General features: G+C 69.1%; 16 protein-coding genes. 11 read left to right on the top strand and 5 right to left on the bottom strand.

Annotated elements, in window-relative coordinates:
- Positions 1-68 precede the first annotated feature (68 nt).
- Together uvrD and HPA02_RS07450 are read left to right on the top strand one after the other, a co-directional pair.
- On the top strand, positions 69-2,276 hold the full coding sequence (gene uvrD, locus HPA02_RS07445; protein ID WP_146802461.1) for a DNA helicase II: 2,208 nt from the start codon (positions 69-71) through the stop codon (positions 2,274-2,276).
- A 144-nt stretch (positions 2,277-2,420) separates the two neighbouring features.
- Positions 2,421-3,509: a TRAP transporter substrate-binding protein gene (locus tag HPA02_RS07450; RefSeq protein ID WP_146802462.1), complete on the top strand. Its 1,089-nt coding sequence runs from the start codon at positions 2,421-2,423 to the stop codon at positions 3,507-3,509.
- Between the two features lie 68 nt (positions 3,510-3,577).
- On the opposite strand, the gene HPA02_RS07455 is transcribed toward HPA02_RS07450, so the two are convergent.
- Positions 3,578-3,982, bottom strand: a complete 405-nt coding sequence (locus HPA02_RS07455; protein ID WP_146802463.1) for an acyl-CoA thioesterase — start codon at positions 3,980-3,982, stop codon at positions 3,578-3,580.
- A 115-nt stretch (positions 3,983-4,097) separates the two neighbouring features.
- On the opposite strand from HPA02_RS07455, the gene HPA02_RS07460 reads away from it, so the two are divergent.
- The 6 genes from HPA02_RS07460 (at position 4,098) to cysZ (ending at position 10,877) form a co-directional block, all read left to right on the top strand.
- Positions 4,098-5,045 (top strand): PstS family phosphate ABC transporter substrate-binding protein, encoded by a 948-nt coding sequence (locus HPA02_RS07460; RefSeq protein ID WP_146802464.1) that lies wholly within the window; start codon positions 4,098-4,100, stop codon positions 5,043-5,045.
- Positions 5,046-5,843: 798 nt separating this feature from the next.
- Positions 5,844-6,914 (top strand): ABC transporter permease subunit, encoded by a 1,071-nt coding sequence (locus HPA02_RS18415; protein ID WP_232341102.1) that lies wholly within the window; start codon positions 5,844-5,846, stop codon positions 6,912-6,914.
- Complete coding sequence (pstA, locus tag HPA02_RS07470) at positions 6,911-8,473, top strand: phosphate ABC transporter permease PstA (RefSeq protein ID WP_146802466.1); 1,563 nt, start codon at positions 6,911-6,913, stop codon at positions 8,471-8,473. The genes HPA02_RS18415 and pstA overlap by 4 nt, the downstream gene beginning before the upstream one ends.
- Before the next feature lie 8 nt (positions 8,474-8,481).
- Entirely contained in the window at positions 8,482-9,303 is an 822-nt protein-coding gene (gene pstB / locus HPA02_RS07475; protein WP_146802467.1) for a phosphate ABC transporter ATP-binding protein PstB, read from the top strand.
- A 23-nt stretch (positions 9,304-9,326) separates the two neighbouring features.
- Positions 9,327-10,055, top strand: a complete 729-nt coding sequence (gene phoU / locus HPA02_RS07480) for a phosphate signaling complex protein PhoU (protein WP_146802468.1) — start codon at positions 9,327-9,329, stop codon at positions 10,053-10,055.
- Between the two features lie 90 nt (positions 10,056-10,145).
- Complete coding sequence (cysZ, locus tag HPA02_RS07485; RefSeq protein WP_146802469.1) at positions 10,146-10,877, top strand: sulfate transporter CysZ; 732 nt, start codon at positions 10,146-10,148, stop codon at positions 10,875-10,877.
- Here cysZ and phoR read toward each other — a convergent pair whose 3' ends face one another.
- From phoR to HPA02_RS07505, 4 genes are all read right to left on the bottom strand, one after another.
- Complete coding sequence (phoR, locus tag HPA02_RS07490) at positions 10,878-12,188, bottom strand: phosphate regulon sensor histidine kinase PhoR (RefSeq protein ID WP_244945882.1); 1,311 nt, start codon at positions 12,186-12,188, stop codon at positions 10,878-10,880.
- Positions 12,189-12,284: 96 nt separating this feature from the next.
- Positions 12,285-12,974 (bottom strand): phosphate regulon transcriptional regulator PhoB, encoded by a 690-nt coding sequence (gene phoB / locus HPA02_RS07495; protein WP_146802471.1) that lies wholly within the window; start codon positions 12,972-12,974, stop codon positions 12,285-12,287.
- A gap of 135 nt (positions 12,975-13,109) precedes the next feature.
- Positions 13,110-13,991: a 4-hydroxybenzoate octaprenyltransferase gene (gene ubiA / locus HPA02_RS07500; RefSeq protein WP_146802472.1), complete on the bottom strand. Its 882-nt coding sequence runs from the start codon at positions 13,989-13,991 to the stop codon at positions 13,110-13,112.
- A gap of 62 nt (positions 13,992-14,053) precedes the next feature.
- Positions 14,054-14,599: a chorismate--pyruvate lyase family protein gene (locus HPA02_RS07505; RefSeq protein ID WP_146802473.1), complete on the bottom strand. Its 546-nt coding sequence runs from the start codon at positions 14,597-14,599 to the stop codon at positions 14,054-14,056.
- A 75-nt stretch (positions 14,600-14,674) separates the two neighbouring features.
- Here HPA02_RS07505 and HPA02_RS07510 point away from each other — a divergent pair, with 75 nt between their 5' ends.
- The 3 genes from HPA02_RS07510 (at position 14,675) to HPA02_RS07520 (ending at position 16,668) form a co-directional block, all read left to right on the top strand.
- Positions 14,675-15,835, top strand: a complete 1,161-nt coding sequence (locus HPA02_RS07510) for an NAD(P)/FAD-dependent oxidoreductase (protein WP_146802474.1) — start codon at positions 14,675-14,677, stop codon at positions 15,833-15,835.
- Positions 15,836-15,912: 77 nt separating this feature from the next.
- On the top strand, positions 15,913-16,245 hold the full coding sequence (locus tag HPA02_RS07515; protein ID WP_332309521.1) for an HU family DNA-binding protein: 333 nt from the start codon (positions 15,913-15,915) through the stop codon (positions 16,243-16,245).
- A 66-nt stretch (positions 16,246-16,311) separates the two neighbouring features.
- The gene (locus HPA02_RS07520) at positions 16,312-16,668 is read left to right on the top strand and encodes a hypothetical protein (RefSeq protein WP_146802475.1); all 357 of its coding nucleotides are present in this window, start codon (positions 16,312-16,314) and stop codon (positions 16,666-16,668) included.
- Positions 16,669-16,684: the final 16 nt, after the last annotated feature.

Below are 16,684 nucleotides of genomic sequence, written 5' to 3' on the forward strand. Positions count from 1 at the left end.
GCCCAGCTTCCATCCGGGGCTTATGCTAAGCTGGTCGCCCATTTTTCGACCAGCAAGTGCCTGCCCCTATGGACGACGTCACGGCGATTCTCGACCACCTCAACCCCGCCCAGCGCGAGGCCGTCAGCGCCCCCCAGGGCAATATGCTGGTGCTGGCCGGGGCCGGTTCCGGCAAGACCCGGGTGCTGGTGCATCGCATCGCCTGGCTGCTGCAGACCGAGGGGCTCTCCCCCTACGCCATCCTGGCGGTGACCTTCACCAACAAGGCGGCCCGGGAGATGCGCACCCGCCTGGAGGCCCTGCTGGGCCTGTCGCTGCGCCATATGTGGGTGGGCACCTTTCACTCCATCGCCCATCGCCTGCTGCGTACCCACTGGCAGGACGCCCGCCTGCCCCAGCACTTCCAGATCATAGACAGCGATGACCAGCTTCGCCTGATCAAGCGCCTGCTCAAGGATCACCGGATCGACGACGAGCGCTTCCCGCCCCGCCAGGTGCAGTACTTTATCTCCGGTTGCAAGGAGGAAGGGTTGCGGCCCCATCAGGTGGATGCCCATGGCGACGCCTACATGAGCCAGATGGTGGAGCTCTACGAGCGCTATCAGCTGACCTGCGAGCGGGGCGGCCTGGTGGACTTCGGCGAGCTGCTGCTGCGCAGCCTGGAGCTGTTGCGCGATACCCCGGCGCTGCTGGCCCACTACCAGGCGCGCTTCGCTCATGTGCTGGTGGACGAGTTCCAGGACACCAATACCCTGCAGTACGCCTGGCTCAAGCTGCTCAGCGGCCAGCGCACGCCGATGACGGTGGTGGGCGACGACGACCAGTCGATCTACGGCTGGCGCGGCGCCCGGGTCGAGAATATCCGCCGCTTCGAGACCGAGTTCACCGACACCAAGACGGTGCGCCTGGAGCAGAACTATCGCTCCACCAGCGCCATCCTGGATGCCGCCAATGCGCTGATCAGCAACAACAGCGGGCGCATGGGCAAGGAGCTGTGGACCGACGGCGCCGAGGGCGAGCCGATCTCCGTCTACGCCGGCTTCAATGACCTGGACGAGGCGCGTTTCATCGTCGACACCATCAAGGAGAAGGTGGACGAGGGCATCAATCGCCGCGATATCGCCATCCTCTACCGCTCCAATGCCCAGTCTCGGGTGCTGGAGGAGGCGTTGATCCGCCAGGGCATGCCTTACCGCATCTATGGCGGCCACCGCTTCTACGAGCGCCTGGAGATCAAGAACGCCCTGGCTTATCTGCGCCTGCTGCTCAACCGCGATGACGACGCCTCCCTCGAGCGAGTCATCAATGTGCCGGCAAGGGGCATCGGCACCCGTACCGTGGAGGTGATCCGCGAGCGGGCCCGGGAGGACAATATCTCCCTGTGGCAGGCGCTTCACGACTGTCTGGCGCAGGGCCGGCTCAAGGGGCGTGCCGCCAAGGCGGTGGAGGCCTTCGCCGAGCTGGTCGAGCGCCTCGATCACGACACCGCGGCGCTGATGCTCCACGAGATCGTCGATCATGTGGTGAGCCAGTCGGGGCTGCTGGAGCATCACCGCAACGAGAAGGGCGAGAAGGGCCAGGCCCGGGTCGAGAACCTGGAGGAGCTGGTCACCGCCGCCCGCGCCTTTACCCAGGCCACGCCCCTGGCCGAAGTGGAGGTGGGCGAGGGCGCCGCGGCCCTGGAGCCCTTTCTGGCCGAGGCGGCCCTGGATGCCGGCGACCACGAGGCGGACGAGTTCGAGGATTGCGTGCAGCTGATGACCCTGCACTCCGCCAAGGGGCTGGAGTTCCCGGTGGTCTTCGTCGCCGGGGTCGAGGAGGGGCTCTTCCCCCACAAGATGTCCTTGGAGGAGCCGGGACGCCTGGAGGAGGAGCGGCGCCTCTGCTACGTGGGCCTGACCCGAGCCATGCACAAGCTCTACCTCACCTATGCGGAGCTGCGCCGCCTGCACGGCAAGGAGACCTTCCAGCGCCCCTCCCGTTTCCTGCGCGAGCTGCCCGAGGCGCTACTGGAGGAGGTGCGCCTGCGCGGCCAGATCTCGCGGCCGGTCACCGCCGGCCGGGCCATGCCCGCGGCGGCCCGCCAGGAGGGCGTCAACGGCGGCGATGCGCTGCCCAGCCTCTCCCTGGGGCAAAGGGTCAGACATCCGCTGTTCGGCGAGGGGGTGATCATCAACGCCGAGGGCGAGGGGCAGCGGGCCCGGGTGCAGGTGAGCTTCGAGGGCGAGGGCGACAAGTGGCTGGTGCTGGGCTTCGCCAAGCTAACGCCGCTATAAATGCTGCTTGACGCTAACGTCAATGGCGTTGGCGGTGGAACTTGCCGAATATATGCGCGCTAAGCATACTGCGTGACGGACACTTTTCCGCCGGGCACGCCCCGCGGCGGAAAAACAATAACGCTCAATGGAGTCATGCCCGTCATGCAACGACGTCAATTCCTCGGCGCCCTGGGCGCCGGCGCCGCGGGAGCCGTGGCCGCCCCCTTCGTCTCCACCGCCAGCGCCCAGGAGACCATCACCTGGCGCATGGTCACCTCCTGGCCGAAGAACTTCCCGGCCCTGGGCACCGGCGCCAACGACTTCGCCCAGCGCATCGAGACGCTCTCCGGGGGGCGCATGCGGGTCGAGGTCTATGGGGCCGGCGAGCTGGTCCCGGCCCTGGAGGTCTTCGATGCGGTGGCCGCCGGCACCGCCGAGATGGGCCACTCCGCCGCCTACTACTGGCGGGGCAAGGTCGCCGCTTCCCAGTTCTTCACCGCCGTGCCCTTCGGCATGAATACCACCGAGACCAATGCCTGGCTCTACCATGGCGGCGGCCAGGAGCTGTGGGACGAGATCTACGCCCAGCACAACCTCAAGCCCTTCGCGGTGGGCAATACCGGTACCCAGATGGCCGGCTGGTTCAAGCGGGAGATCAACTCCCTGGAGGACATGCGCGGCCTGCGTATCCGCCTGCCGGGACTGGCCGGCGAGGCCATGAACGGCATCGGCGCCACCGCCGTCAATATGCCGGGCTCGGAGATCTTCACCTCCATGCAGACCGGGGTGCTGGACGCCGCCGACTGGGTGGGCCCCTATAACGACATGGCCTTCGGCCTCTATCAGGTGGCCGATTACTACTACACCTCGGTGTGGAACGAGCCCAGCGCGGTGCTCGAGGGCACCATCAACCTGGATGCCTGGAACGCCCTGCCCGACGACCTCAAGGCGGTGGTGGTGGAGGCGGCGCGCTCCGCCAACCTGGCGATGATCGATGAGTTCACCTTCCGCAATGCCCAGGCCCTGCAGACCCTGGTGGACGAGCATGGGGTGCAGCTGCGCACCTTCCCGGACGAGGTGATGGCGGCGCTCCACGAGTCGTCACGTGAAGTACTGGCGCGGCAGGCGGAGTCCGACCCCGAGTCGGCGCGGGTCTACGAGTCCTATCAGGCCTTCCAGCGCCTGGTGCGGGGCTTTACCGACGTGGGGGAATTCGCCTACCTGAAAAGCCGCGATGCGGTAACGTCCTGAATCAGTGGTGGCGCCAGGGGGATGTCACCATTAGAGCCACTGGGCGCCTGCGGGTGCCCAGTGGCGTCTTAGGCCTCGGGGACGGCGCGAATCCGCCCGTTCTCGTCCAGGGCCACCATCACGAAGCGCGCCTCGGTGACCTTGTGCAGCTCGTCCGGATCGCGCTCCTGGGGCGGACGGCTCCAGACCTCGACGTCGATCTTGATGGAACTGCGGCCGATCTCCCGCACCTCGGTGAAGATATTGACCACCGAACCGATCCGCACCGGGCACAGGAAATCCATGGCCTCGATGGCCACGGTGGCGGTGCGGCCATGCGCCACCCGACCGGCGGCCAGTTCGGCGGCCTGATCCATATGGCTGACCAGCCAGCCACCGGGAATATCGCCATAGAGGTTGGTATCCTGGCGCGAGGCCAGCAGCTTGAGGGTCAACTGCCCCTGGGGGGCGGGGATATCATCGAGATCGGTCATGGGGCGGGCATCGCTGCAATTGTTGTTCGAGAATGACGAAACAGGCATCTTAAACGCCTGTCCGCCCCTTAACCACCATCCGTGACAGGGCGTCGCGGCGTTCAGGAACCTTGCCATGCCACTCCCTCGACGACGGCTTCGCCACCTGCCATGGGTCGCCCTGCTGCTGATCGGCTTGATCGGCGGGCCGCTGCAGGCCGCCCCGCCCATCGCCGGCACCCTCCACTCCACCGGCTCCGAGACCCTGGCCAGCCTGATGCTGCGCTGGGGCGAGGCCCTGGAGGCGCGACACCCCGGGGTGCGCCTGCAGTTGCAGGCCAGTGGCTCCTCGACGGCGCCGCCGGCGCTGGTGGCGGGCAGTACCCGCCTGGGGCCCATGTCGCGGCCCATGTCGGAGTCGGAGCGAGCGGCCTTCGAGGCGGCCCACGGCTATGCGCCCCTGGCCGTGCCGGTGGCCCTGGATGCCCTGGCGTTCTTCGTGCATCGCGACAATCCCGTCGCGGCCCTGAGCCTGGCACAGTTGGATGCCATCTTCTCCGACACCCGGCGCTGCGGGGCCGCCGCCCCCCTGGAGCGCTGGGACGCGCTGCGCCCGACGCTGTCGGGTGACATCAGTCGCTATGGCCGCAACAGCGCCTCCGGCAGCCATGGGGTGGTGCGCCGCCTGGCCCTGTGCGGCGGCGACTTCCGCCTCGACGTGGGAGAACTCATGGGATCGGCGGCGGTGGTGGCGGCGGTCGGCAGCGATCCCCGGGGCATCGGCTACGCCGGCCTGGGTTACCTGAGATCCGGGGTGCGGGCCCTGGGCCTGGTGGGAGAGGACGGCACGGTGGTCCGTCCCACCGCCGAGGCCGCCCTGGCCGGTGACTATCCCCTGACGCGCCCCCTCTACCTCTACCTCAATCTGGTCCCCGGCGAGCCCTGGCCGCCCCTGGAACGGGCCTTCGTCGAGTTGGTGCTCTCCGCCGAGGGGCAGGCCATCGTCGAGGAGCTGGGGTTCGTGGCCCTGCCGCCGCCACGCCTGGCGGCGATTCGCCGGGAGATCGGCCTGGCGCCGCCCTGATCGCTGTCATCGTTTTGTCATCATCCTGACCTAGAGTCACGCTACCTCCATGCCACTCTTCGCTTCCCATGGGCCCCGGCCATGATCGACTTCTCCTCGCTCGCCGTGCGCCGGCGCCAGCGCTGGCGCCAGGTGCGGGATCGCCTGGCGACTCTGCTGATCAGCGCCTGCGGCATCGGTGTGATCGTCGCCGTGCTGGCCATCGGCGTCTTCCTGGTGATGGCCGCCTGGCCGCTCTTCTCCGCCCCACGCGTGACCGCCGAGTCGGCCTCCCCTGGCGTCGAGGTGGCCTACCCCCTGCAGGCGCCGTTGCCCGCCGGGCTCGAGGCCTGGCTGCGGGAGCAGCGGCTGGAGCGACCGCCGCGAGCCCTGGACGAGCGACTCTGGCTGGCCGAGGCGCATCGCCTGGCCAGGATCGACCTGGCGGGGGAGGCGCCGACGCTGGTGGCGCGGTTGCCGGTGGTGGCCCCCGAGCGGCGCATCAGCGCGGTGGCGAGCCTGGCCGGGGGGCGCAGCCTGATCATCGCCGACGACGCCGGTGGCCTGCGCCGCTGGCTCGTCGAGGAGCGCCCCCCTTGGCTGCGCCTGGCCAAGACCTATCGTGACCGGGGAACGCCCATCGAGGCCCTCTGGGTGCGCCCCGGGTCGCGCCAGTTCCTGGTCCGGGACGCCGCGGGGCTGAGCCTCTACGACGCCCTGGCCGGGGAGCGCTGGCGCGGCGAGCTCCCCGCCGGCGAGGCCCTGGGCTTCGATGGCGAGGGGCACCTGCTATGGCGAGGCGAGGGCGTCGTCCGGCGCCTGGCCATCGAGGCGCCCCATGCCGAGATTGACTGGCGGACGCTCTGGCTGCCGCAGCCCTACGAGGGCCATGCCGCCCCCCAGCAACGCTGGCAGAGCGCCGGCGAGGGCAGCCTGGACGAGCCCAAGTACGGTCTGACCCCGCTGGCCTGGGGCACCCTCAAGGCGGCGGCCTATGCCCTGCTGTTCGCCGTGCCCCTGGCCCTGGGGGCGGCGGTCTTCAGCGCCTGCTACCTGCCGCGGCGACTGCGCCATCGCCTCAAGCCGACTCTGGAGTTGATGGAGGCGCTGCCCGGGGTGGTGATCGGCTTTATCGCCGGCCTGGTGCTGGCGCCCTTCGTCGAGCGCCATCTGGCCGGTAGCCTGGCGCTGATCGTGCTGTTGCCGCTGGCGATGCTGCTGGCCGGAGGGCTGTGGGCCTGGCTGCCCACGGCGCTGCGCCGCCACCTGCCCCTGGGCTGGGCGGGGCTCTGGCTGATGCCCTGGCTGGCGCTGTGGGTGGCCCTGGCGCTATGGGCCTCGCCCTGGCTGGAGGCGGCCTGGTTCGGCGGCGATCTGCGCGGCTGGCTGGCGGCCTCCCTGGGGCTCGACGTCGAGCAGCGCAACGCCCTGATCGTCGGCCTGGCCATGGGCTTCGCGGTAATTCCTTCCATTTTCGCCCTGGCCGAGGATGCCCTCTCCGGGGTGCCGGCGAGCCTCGGCGAGGGCGCCCAGGCCCTGGGCGCCACCCGCTGGCAGACCCTGTGGAAGGTGCTGCTGCCCGCCGCTGGGCCGGGGGTCTTCTCGGCGGTGATGATCGGCGCCGGACGCGCCGTGGGCGAGACCATGATCGTGCTGATGGCCACCGGCAATACCGCCTTGATGAGCGTCAATCCCCTGGAGGGCCTGCGCTCCTTTGCCGCCAACCTGGCCATCGAACTGCCCGAGGCGGTACCCGGCGGCACCCACTATCGGGTACTGCTGCTCAGCGCCCTGCTGCTGTTCCTCTTCACCTTCGTCGTCAATACCCTGGCGGAGCTGGTCCGGCGGCGCCTCAAGCGACGCTATCGGCGCCTGGGGGCGGGACGATGAGACTCCCGACGATGCGCCGTGCCGGGCGACCCCGGGGCGAGGGGCCCTGGCCCTGGCTGGCCGCCGGCAGCCTGGCCCTGTCGCTGCTGATGCTGGCGGCCCTCTTGCTGCTGCTGGCGGGGCGCGGCCTGGGGCATTTCTGGCCGGCGCCGGTGGTGCTGGTGACCCTCGATGACGGGCACCAGCTGGCCGGTCAGCCGGTGCGCGAGGAGCGCCGGCGTACCCTGGAGGGGCACTGGGTGCGCGAGCGTCTCTACCGGGTCGGCAACCGCGACCTGGACGGCGAGGCCTGGCGCTGGGTCGAGGTCGGGCGCATCGTCGCCGAGGAGACCCCCGAGGCGTGGGCGGTGATCGAGCGTCGGCGCTGGGGCGAGCTGATCGTGCGTCCCCTGGCCCTGGAGGAGGCGGGACGGCGACTGACGGAGGCGCCGCTATGGTCGGCCTTCGAGGCCCGCCTGGAACGGGGCCGGGCGCTGGCCGAGGAGCGCGATGCCCTGCGCGAGGAGGTGATCGCGCCGCTGGCGCGGCGCCTGGCGGCGGGCCATGACGACGCCGCGGCCCGCGAGCGGTTGGTCGCGGCCCAAGCGCGGGTCGCCGAACTGCAGGCGGCCATGGCACGGGATGTCCTGGTGGTGGAGAGCGCCGCCGGCGAGCGCCTGAGCGTGCCCCTGGCCGAGATAACGGCCGCCTGGCGGCCCAATGCCATGTCGCCGGCGGAGAAACTGCTGGCCTGGGGAAGCAACCTCTGGCACTTCCTCAGCGAGGGGCCCGAGGCCGCCAATAGCGCCGGCGGAGTCTGGCCGGCGATCTTCGGCACCGTGCTGATGGTGCTGCTGATGTCGCTGCTGGTGACCCCCTTCGGGGTGCTGGCGGCGGTCTATCTGCACGAGGTGGCCCCCCAGGGACGGCTGACCGGCTGGGTGCGTATCGCGGTGCGCAACCTGGCCGGGGTGCCCTCCATCGTCTACGGCGTCTTCGGCCTCGGGGTCTTCGTCTATGGGCTCGGCGGGCGCCTCGATGCGTGGTTCTTCGCCGAGACCTTGCCGTCGCCCACCTTCGGTACCGGGGGCCTGCTGTGGGCCTCCCTGACCCTGGCCCTGCTGACCCTGCCGGTGGTCATCGTGGCCACCGAGGAGGGGCTGGCGCGCATCCCCGATCAGCAGCGCGAGGCGGCCCTGGCGCTCGGCGCCACCCGCGCCGAGATGCTGCGCCGGGTGGTGCTGCCCATGGCCCTGCCGGCGATGCTCACCGGGGTGATCCTGGCCATCGCCCGGGCCGCCGGCGAGGTGGCGCCCTTGATGCTGGTGGGGGTGGCCAAGCTGGCGCCCCAGGTGCCGGTGGACGGGGACTTCCCCTACCTGCACCTGGAGCGGAAATTCATGCATCTGGGCTACCATGTCTTCGATGTCGGTTTTCATGGCGGTGACGTGGAGGCGGCCCTGCCGCTGGTCTATGCCACGGCGCTGCTGCTGGTGGGAGTGATCCTGGTGCTTAACCTGACTGCAATATTGCTGCGGCATCATCTGAGGGCGCGGCATGCGGCGCCGGGGACCCGATGAGTCGAGCCATGTCCGAGACACTGCTTTCCCGGGCGGCCGGGGAGACCCGCTCGGCGATCATCGAGATCCCGGCGGCCCAGGGCTGTCTGGAGATCGATGACCTCTCCCTGCGCTATGGCGAGCAGCCGGCGCTCAGGGGCTTGTCGCTGCGGGTACCGCGACACAGCGTCACCGCCTTTATCGGCCCCTCGGGCTGTGGCAAGTCGACCCTGCTGCGGGTCCTCAATCGGCTGCATGATCTCAATGACGAGGTCACCCAGAGCGGCCGGGTGCTGCTGGAGGGGGAGGATATCCACGGGCCGGGGGTGGCGGTGGCGCAGCTGCGCCGCCGGGTGGGGATGGTCTTCCAGACCCCCAACCCCTTCCCCATGTCGATCTACGAGAACGTGGCCTTCGGGCTGCGACTCCAGGCGCCGCTGAAAAAGCGCCGCCGCGACGAGATCATCGAGTGGGCGCTGGTCTCCGCGGCCCTCTGGGACGAGGTCAAGGATCGCCTCCACGACTCCGCCTGGACCCTCTCGGGAGGGCAGCAGCAGCGCCTGGTGATCGCCCGGACCCTGGCGGTGCAGCCCGAGGTGCTGCTGCTCGACGAGCCCGCTTCGGCCCTGGACCCGATCTCCTCGCTGAAGATCGAGGAGCTGATCCGCAACCTCAAGTCGCGGCTCTCGGTGATCCTGGTCACCCACAACATGCAGCAGGCGGCCCGGGTCTCCGACTACACCGCCTTCCTGGAGGGCGGCGAACTGGTGGAGTATGCCGCCACCGATGACCTGTTCACCAATCCGCGGCTGACCCGCACCGAAGACTACATCACCGGCCGGATGAGCTGATCCGGCGGCTTCAGGAGAGTCCCATGGACATCACCAGCGATACCCATAGCCAGCATATTTCCCGCCAGTTCAACCAGGAGCTCGAGGAGCTCAAGACCCACCTGATGGCCATGGGTGGCCTGGTGGAGCAGCAGATCCAGGAGGCGGTGAGTGCCCTGCTGGACGGCGACAGCCGCCTCGCCGAGCGGGTGCGCGACAACGACAAGGCGGTCAACGACATGCAGTTGAAGATCGACGACGAGTGCACCCGGGTGCTGGCGCGTCGTCAGCCGGCCGCCTCCGACCTGCGCCTGGTGCTGGCGGTGATCCGCGCCACCTCCGACCTGGAGCGCATCGGCGACGAGGCCAGCAAGATCGCCCGCAATGCCCTGGCATTGATCGAGTCCAGCCAGAACGCCAAGGGCATGGTGGAGGTGCGCCATATCAGCGAGCACGTGCGCAAGATGCTGCGTGACGCCCTGACCGCCTTCGCGCGCTTCGATATCGAGCTGGCCCTGGAGGTGGTGCGCGAGGACGACTCGGTGGACAGCGAGTATGCCAGCGCCATGCGCTCGCTGATGACCTTTATGATGGAGGATCCCCGCTCCATCTCCTCGGTGCTCAGCGTGATGTGGATCCTGCGTGCCCTGGAGCGTATCGGCGATCATGCCGACAACCTGGCGGAATACGTGGTCTATCTGGTCAAGGGGCTGGATATCCGCCATGTCGACCCCGAAAAGCTGGACGAGGCCGCCATCAAGCGTCAGGACTGATTGGGGCTTGACCGCCGGGGCGCGAGCCCCTCCAATGCAGCGACCGCCGCGACTGCCGGCGGTCGCTGTCGTTTTGAGGAGAGATACCCCATGCTCGATGCCCTGACCGCGGTGCTGCGTGGCACCCGCCTGGTATTCCGTCCCGGCCTGCGCCGCTACGTGTTCATGCCCATCGCCATCAACCTGGTGGTCTATGCGCTGCTGCTGCGCTATGTGCTGAGCCATTTCGGCGGCTGGCTGGATGGCTGGATGGCGATAGTGCCGGCCTGGCTCGACTGGCTGAGCTGGTTGATCTGGCCGCTGTTCCTGATCAGTCTGGTGGTGATGGTCTTCTTTACCTTTACCCTGGTGACCCACCTGATCGCCGCGCCCTTCTATGGCTTCCTCGCCGCCAGGGTGGAGGTGCTGACCACCGGCCGCGAACCCCTGGACGATCGCGGCCTGCTGCGCACCGCGGTGGATGCCCTGGGCCGTGAACTGGTCAAGCTGGCCTATATCCTGCCGCGCATGGCGCTGCTCTTCCTGATCGGCTGGATTCCCGGCCTCAACCTGTTCGCGCCCCTGCTCTGGGCGCTCTTCTCCGCCTGGATCATGGCCATCACCTACCTGGATTACCCCATGGACAACAACCAGGTGAGCTTCGCCGAGATGCGCCGGCGCCTGGCACGGCGCCGCTGGCCGACCCTCACCTACGGCGGCTGGGTCACCCTGATCACCTGGATTCCCCTGGCCAACCTGATCCTGCTGCCCGGCGCCGTGGCCGGCGCGGTGCTGATGTGGGACGCCCACTACCGCGGCTTGACGATGCCGCGCCAGGCGTAATCAGGAAGCGTTGGCCTCGGCCGGGGTGGGCAGCAGCCGCTCGGCGGGGAAGTGGCACGAGAAGCGGGCCCCCTCGCCGGGATGGGAGTCGATCTCCAGGCGGGCGTCGTGGCGCAGCAGCACATGCTTGACGATGGCCAGGCCCAGGCCGGTGCCGCCGGTGGCGGTGCTGCGCCCCTTGTCGACCCGGTAGAAGCGCTCGGTGAGGCGCGGCAGATGCACCGGGTCGATGCCCTCGCCGTCATCCTCCACCTCCAGGCAGGCGCCCTCCGCGGTGAGGCGCCAGCGTAGGGTGATCTGCGCCCCCTCGCCGGCGTAACGCACCGCATTGAAGACCAGGTTGGAGAGGGCGCTACGCAGCTCCTGGGCATTGCCCAGCAGCCGCTCCGTCGCCTGGGCCTCCACCGTAAGCTGGTGCGCTCCTCCGGAGAGGGCCTCGCCGTCGCGGCGTACCGCCGCCATCAGCTCGCCGAGGTCCACCGCTTCGGCGGGTTCCCGATGCTGCTCGTTCTCCAGGCGAGACAGCAGCAGCAGGTCTTCCACCAGGGTCTGCATGCGGGTGGCCTGCTGCTGCATCTGCCCCAGGCCCCGGGCGAAGCGCGGCGGCAGCAGGTCGGCATGGTCGGCGTAGGTCTCCAGGTAGCCGGTCATCACCGTCAGGGGGGTGCGCAGCTCGTGGGAGACATTGGCCACGAAGTCGCGGCGCATCATCTCCAGGCGGTGCAGGCGCGAGATATCCCGCGCCATCAGCAGGCGTTCGTTGTCGCCATAGAGGGTGATCTGGAACTGCAGGATCAGGTCTTCGCGCAGCGGCGAGGGCAGGGTCAGGGGCTCCTGGTAGTCGCGGGCATTGAAGTAGCCGATAAAGCGCGGGTCGCGCAGCAGGTTGGTGATGTGCTGGCCGCGGTCATGGGAGGCCTTGAGGCCCAGCATGCGCTCGGCGGCGCTGTTCCACCACTCCAGGTCGCCGTGGGAGTCGAGCATCACCACGCTGTCGGTCATCGCCTCGGAGGAGTCCTGGATGCGCTTGAGGGTATCGCGCAGGCGGCGTTGGGTGAGGCGCTGGCCCTTCTGGTACTTGTAGAGGCGATCGAAGAGCTCCCCCCACAGGCCGCTGGCGGCGGGGGGCTCGTCCTGGGGGTGCTCGCTCAGCCAGCGATGCAGGGCGCGCAACTGCCAGAGCTGGCGTCCCAGGCCCAGGGCCAGCCCCAGGGCCAGGCCGGCGGCGGGATGCCCCAGGGGCCAGCCCAGCAGGCCGAAGCCTACGATCAACAGGCCGAGTCGCCAGAGTTCGCGATGCCAGTTATGCACGGACGGGCTCCGCATCGGAGGTTCAGGGGGCGGTGGTCAGCACCGCTTTTGGCATCAGAATACTAGGCTTCGACGGAAAAGTCGGTGGCCCAGCTTCTAGGCCTTGGCGGAGAAGCGGTAGCCGGTGCCACGCACCGTCTGCACCAGGTGCTGATGGTGCTCGCCCAGGGCCTTGCGCAGGCGGCGGATATGCACGTCCACGGTGCGCTCCTCCACGTAGACGTTGCCGCCCCACACCTGGTCGAGGAGCTGGCTGCGGGTATAGGCGCGCTCCTGGTGGGTCATGAAGAACTGCAGCAGGCGGTACTCGGTGGGACCCATCTCCACCGCCCGGCCGTTGGCGCTGACTCGGTGGCTGGCGGGATCCAGCACCAGGCCATCCACCTCGACGGCCTCCTCGACCCCCTTGGGGGTGGTGCGGCGCAGCACGGCCTTGAGGCGGGCCACCAGTTCCCGGGGCGAGAAGGGCTTGGTGATGTAGTCGTCGGCGCCGGCCTCCAGCCCCTGGATCTTGTTGTCCTCCTCGCCCTTGGCGGTGAGCAGGATGATCGGCAGTTCGGCGGTGGTGGTCTCGCGCTTGAGGCGCCGGGCCAGTTCGATGCCGCTGGTGCCGGGCATCATCCAGTCCAGCAGCAGCAGGTCGGGCTGGTGGTCGACGATCATGGCGTGGGCATCCTGGGCGTTGTCGGCCTCGAGCACCCGATAGTCGGCCATCTCCAGGGCCACGGCGATCATCTCGCGGATGGACGCTTCGTCATCGACGATCAGAACGGTCTTGGCGGTCATCTTGGGCCTCGGCTGGCTATGACGGTGTGATGACGATTAGAGCCTGACAATATGACAGTGCCATGACAACGCGAGTTTGTCTCGGGGCTACCGGATCCCGCTTCGTCTCGGCCCCTGCGTTCCTCGGCGAGGTCGCTAGCCCTGGGGCCAGAGGCTTAGCGCCAGGCCGGCGAAGAGCACCAGCCCCGACCAGTGGTTGTTGAGGAAGGCCTGGAAGCAGCGCTCCCGGGAGCGGTCATGGATCAGCGCCTGCTGATGGACGAAGGTGGCCGCCATGGCCGCCAGCCCCAGCCAGAAGAAGCCACCCAGTCCCAGGCCCCAGCCCGCCCAACCGAGCAGGCCCAGGGTGGTCAGCTGCAGCAGGCCGATGATCGCCTTGTCGGCGCGACCGAAGAGCACCGCCGTGGACTTGATGCCGATCTTCAGGTCGTCGTCCCGGTCGACCATGGCGTACTGGGTGTCGTAGGCCACCGTCCAGGCGACATTGGCGGCGAACAGCAGCCAGGCCTCCATCGGGATATGGCCCAGCACGGCGCCGAAGGCCATGGGGATGGCCCAGGAGAAGGCGGCGCCCAGGAACAGCTGGGGCAGGTGGGTATAGCGCTTCATAAAGGGGTAGATAAAGGCCAGCCCCACCCCCACGAAGGCCAGCAGGATGGTAAAGAGGTTGGTGAAGAGCACCAGCACGAAGGACGCCACCACCAGGGCGCCGAACAGCGTCTTGGCTTCCTTCTCGGTGATCCGCCCCGTGGCCAGGGGACGCTCCTTGGTGCGCTTCACATGGCCGTCCAGGTGGCGATCGGCGAAGTCGTTGATCACGCAGCCGGCGGCACGCATCAGGTAGACCCCGGCGATGAAGATCAGCAGCAACTTGCGTTCGGGAATGCCCTCGCTGGCCACCCACAGCGCCCAGAGGGTGGGCCACATCAGCAGCCAGGTGCCGATGGGCCGGTCGAGGCGCATCAGGCGCAGGAAATCGGGCAGGCGGCGCAGGCCGCGGGGCTGGGTCGAGTCCATCGTGTCCTCCTGAAGCGATGGCGCTAATCCTAGCAGCCTATCCGGCCTAAGCCGACAGCCTCCTAGCGCGATGGCAGCCCCAGCGCCTCGGCCATCGATGCCAGGAAGTACTCCTGCACCAGTACCGCGAAGTCGCCGTGGCGGAACACCGAGCGGCGCCCCCAGGGGCCCCGCCCCGGGTGGAAGGGGGCCGGCCGCCGGGTCAGCTCGATGGGGCCGCGTTCCAGGTCCGGCTGGCGGAACAGCCAGCTGCCCAGGGAGCGCTCGCCCAGGCCGTCCAGGCGCTGGCCACGTAGCTGGGTCAGGGGAGCCACCGAGCGGGCCACCACCCAGGGGCGCTCGTCGAGGCACAGGGCGACCTCGCGCAACCAGGCCAGGCGGCGTGGCGCCAGCCCCAGGGCCTGGGCCTCGTCGCGCCGCGGCACTCCCAGGCGCTGACTCAGCAGGCGTACCCGGAAGGGGCGCGCGTCGCCGGCGGCGGTCAGGCGCTCGGTCAATGAGTCCTGGGACGCCAGCCACTGCCACCAGGGGGCGCTGATCAAGGGCCTGAAGGCCGCGGCGGGTTGCCAGTGGGGGATGGCGATGGGATGAAGTGGCCTGTCGCGCACCGTGCCGCTCCGGGTCGAGTCAAGGGGCGGCTAGTGTACCATGGGGGCCATTCCCCTCTCGCTGCCAGGAGCCCCATGGACACGCCCCTGATCATCCTCGGAACCGGTATGGCCGGCTTGGGCCTGGCCCGCCAGTGGCGGGCCAGGAACCCCGACCATCCCTTGACCCTGATCACCGCCGATAGCGGCGATGACTACGCCAAGCCACTGCTCTCCACCGGCTTCGCCAAGGGCCTGCCCCCGGAGCGGCTGGCCCAGCGCTCGGCCCTCGAGGTGGCCGAGCAACTGGGGGCCGTGGTGCGGACTCACACCCGGGTCACCGCCCTCGACCCCGAGGCCCGCTGCCTGTGGATCGGCGAGGAGCGCCTCGACTACGGGCAACTGGTCCTGGCCACCGGCGCCGCGCCGCGACCGCCCTTCGCCATCCCCGTGGGGCTCGCCGATCGGGTCTTTACCATCAATGACCTGGACGACTATCGCGCCTTTCAGACGGCCCTGGCGGGTCTCGGCCGCCCGGCCCGGGTGGCGATCATCGGCAGCGGCCTGGTGGGCTGCGAGTTCGCCAACGACCTGCAGGCCGGCGGCCATCGGGTGGCGCTGGTCGCCCCGGAGCCGGCGCCCCTGGCGCGGCTGCTGCCGGAACACCTGGGGCGAGCCCTGGGCGAGGCCATGGCGGAGGTGGGCATCGCCCTGCATGGGGGGCGCTCGCTGACGGCGATCGAGGCCGAGGCAGAGGGCATGGCCCTGGGCCTGGATAATGGTCAGTCCCTGACCGCGGACCTGGTGCTGGTGGCCACCGGCCTGGCGCCGCGGGTCGAGTTGGCCGAGGCGGCGGGGTTGACGACCGGTGTCGAGGGCATCGTCACCGATCGCTACCTGGCGACCTCGGCGGCGGGAGTCTACGCCCTGGGCGATGCGGCCTGCGTGGCCGGCATCAACGCCATGTATGTGCAGCCGCTGCAGGCGGCCGCCAAGGCATTGGCGGCGACCCTGAGCGGCGCCCCGACCCCGGTGAGCTATGGCCCCTGGCCGGTGCTGGTCAAGACGCCGCTGCTGCCGGTGGTGTCGCTGCCGCCCCGAGAGGCGCCGGCGCGCTGGCGTATCGAGGGAGAAGGACGGGATCTCGCGGCCCTGGCCGAGGATGTAGACGGACGTTTGATGGGTTTCGCGTTGACAGGCGCCGCCGTGAGGCGGAAAGTTGAGCTGGCGCGAGCCGCACCGCCGTTGCTAGTCTAGTGACGTTACGCGTGGGGAGGGCTCCCGCCGGCATCCCCGGGGGTTCGCCCCCTTCGGGGCTTCGATGACCGTTACCCTTGAAGAACAACGAGAGCGGCGGATGCCGCCTTGCATATCCAAACCAGGAGGGCTGTATGCGCAAACCAGAACTCGCCTCGGCGATCGCCGAACGTGCCGATCTTTCCAAGGACAAGGCCAGCCAGGTGCTGAACGTGATTCTCGACGAGATCACCGGCAGCGTGGCCAAGGGGCAGGACGTCTCGCTGATCGGCTTCGGCTCCTTCACCGTGCGCGAGCGTGCCGCGCGCACCGGCAAGAACCCCCAGACCGGCCAGCCGCTGACCATTCCGGCCAGCAAGACCGTGGCCTTCAAGCCGGGCAAGGCGCTCAAGGACGCCGTCGCCAAGTAAGGCCGTCCATCGCGGACCCGGTAGCCAGCCGCGCCGGGTCCGGGTTCTCGCCACGCAAGGAACGCCATGAAGCTGCGTCTAATGTTGTGGATCCTGGGCTGGCTGCTCAAGCGCGCCCTGCGCCGTAAGCCGGCCTTCCGCGAGTCCCTGAGCCAGGCCAGGGGGCTCGACTGGGGGATCGCCACCGAAGACCTCTCCATCGCCCGCTATTATCGGATGTCGCCCCGTGGCATCCAGACCGGCAAGGGATTGCCGGTGGATCTCGACCTGGAGCTACGCTTCGAGGACGAGGCCGCCGCCCTCAAGGTCCTGCGCAAACCGACCCAGCAGGCCTTCCTCGACGGCATGATGGCCGGTACCGTGCGCCTGGTCGGCGACTCCGCCGATCTCACCAAGTTGCAGAAACTGCTGAAGCACCTCTAATCGGCTGCGCCCGGAG

This window comes from Bisbaumannia pacifica (genome assembly GCF_007989625.1).
GTDB classification, from domain to species: Bacteria; Pseudomonadota; Gammaproteobacteria; order Pseudomonadales; family Halomonadaceae; genus Bisbaumannia; species Bisbaumannia pacifica.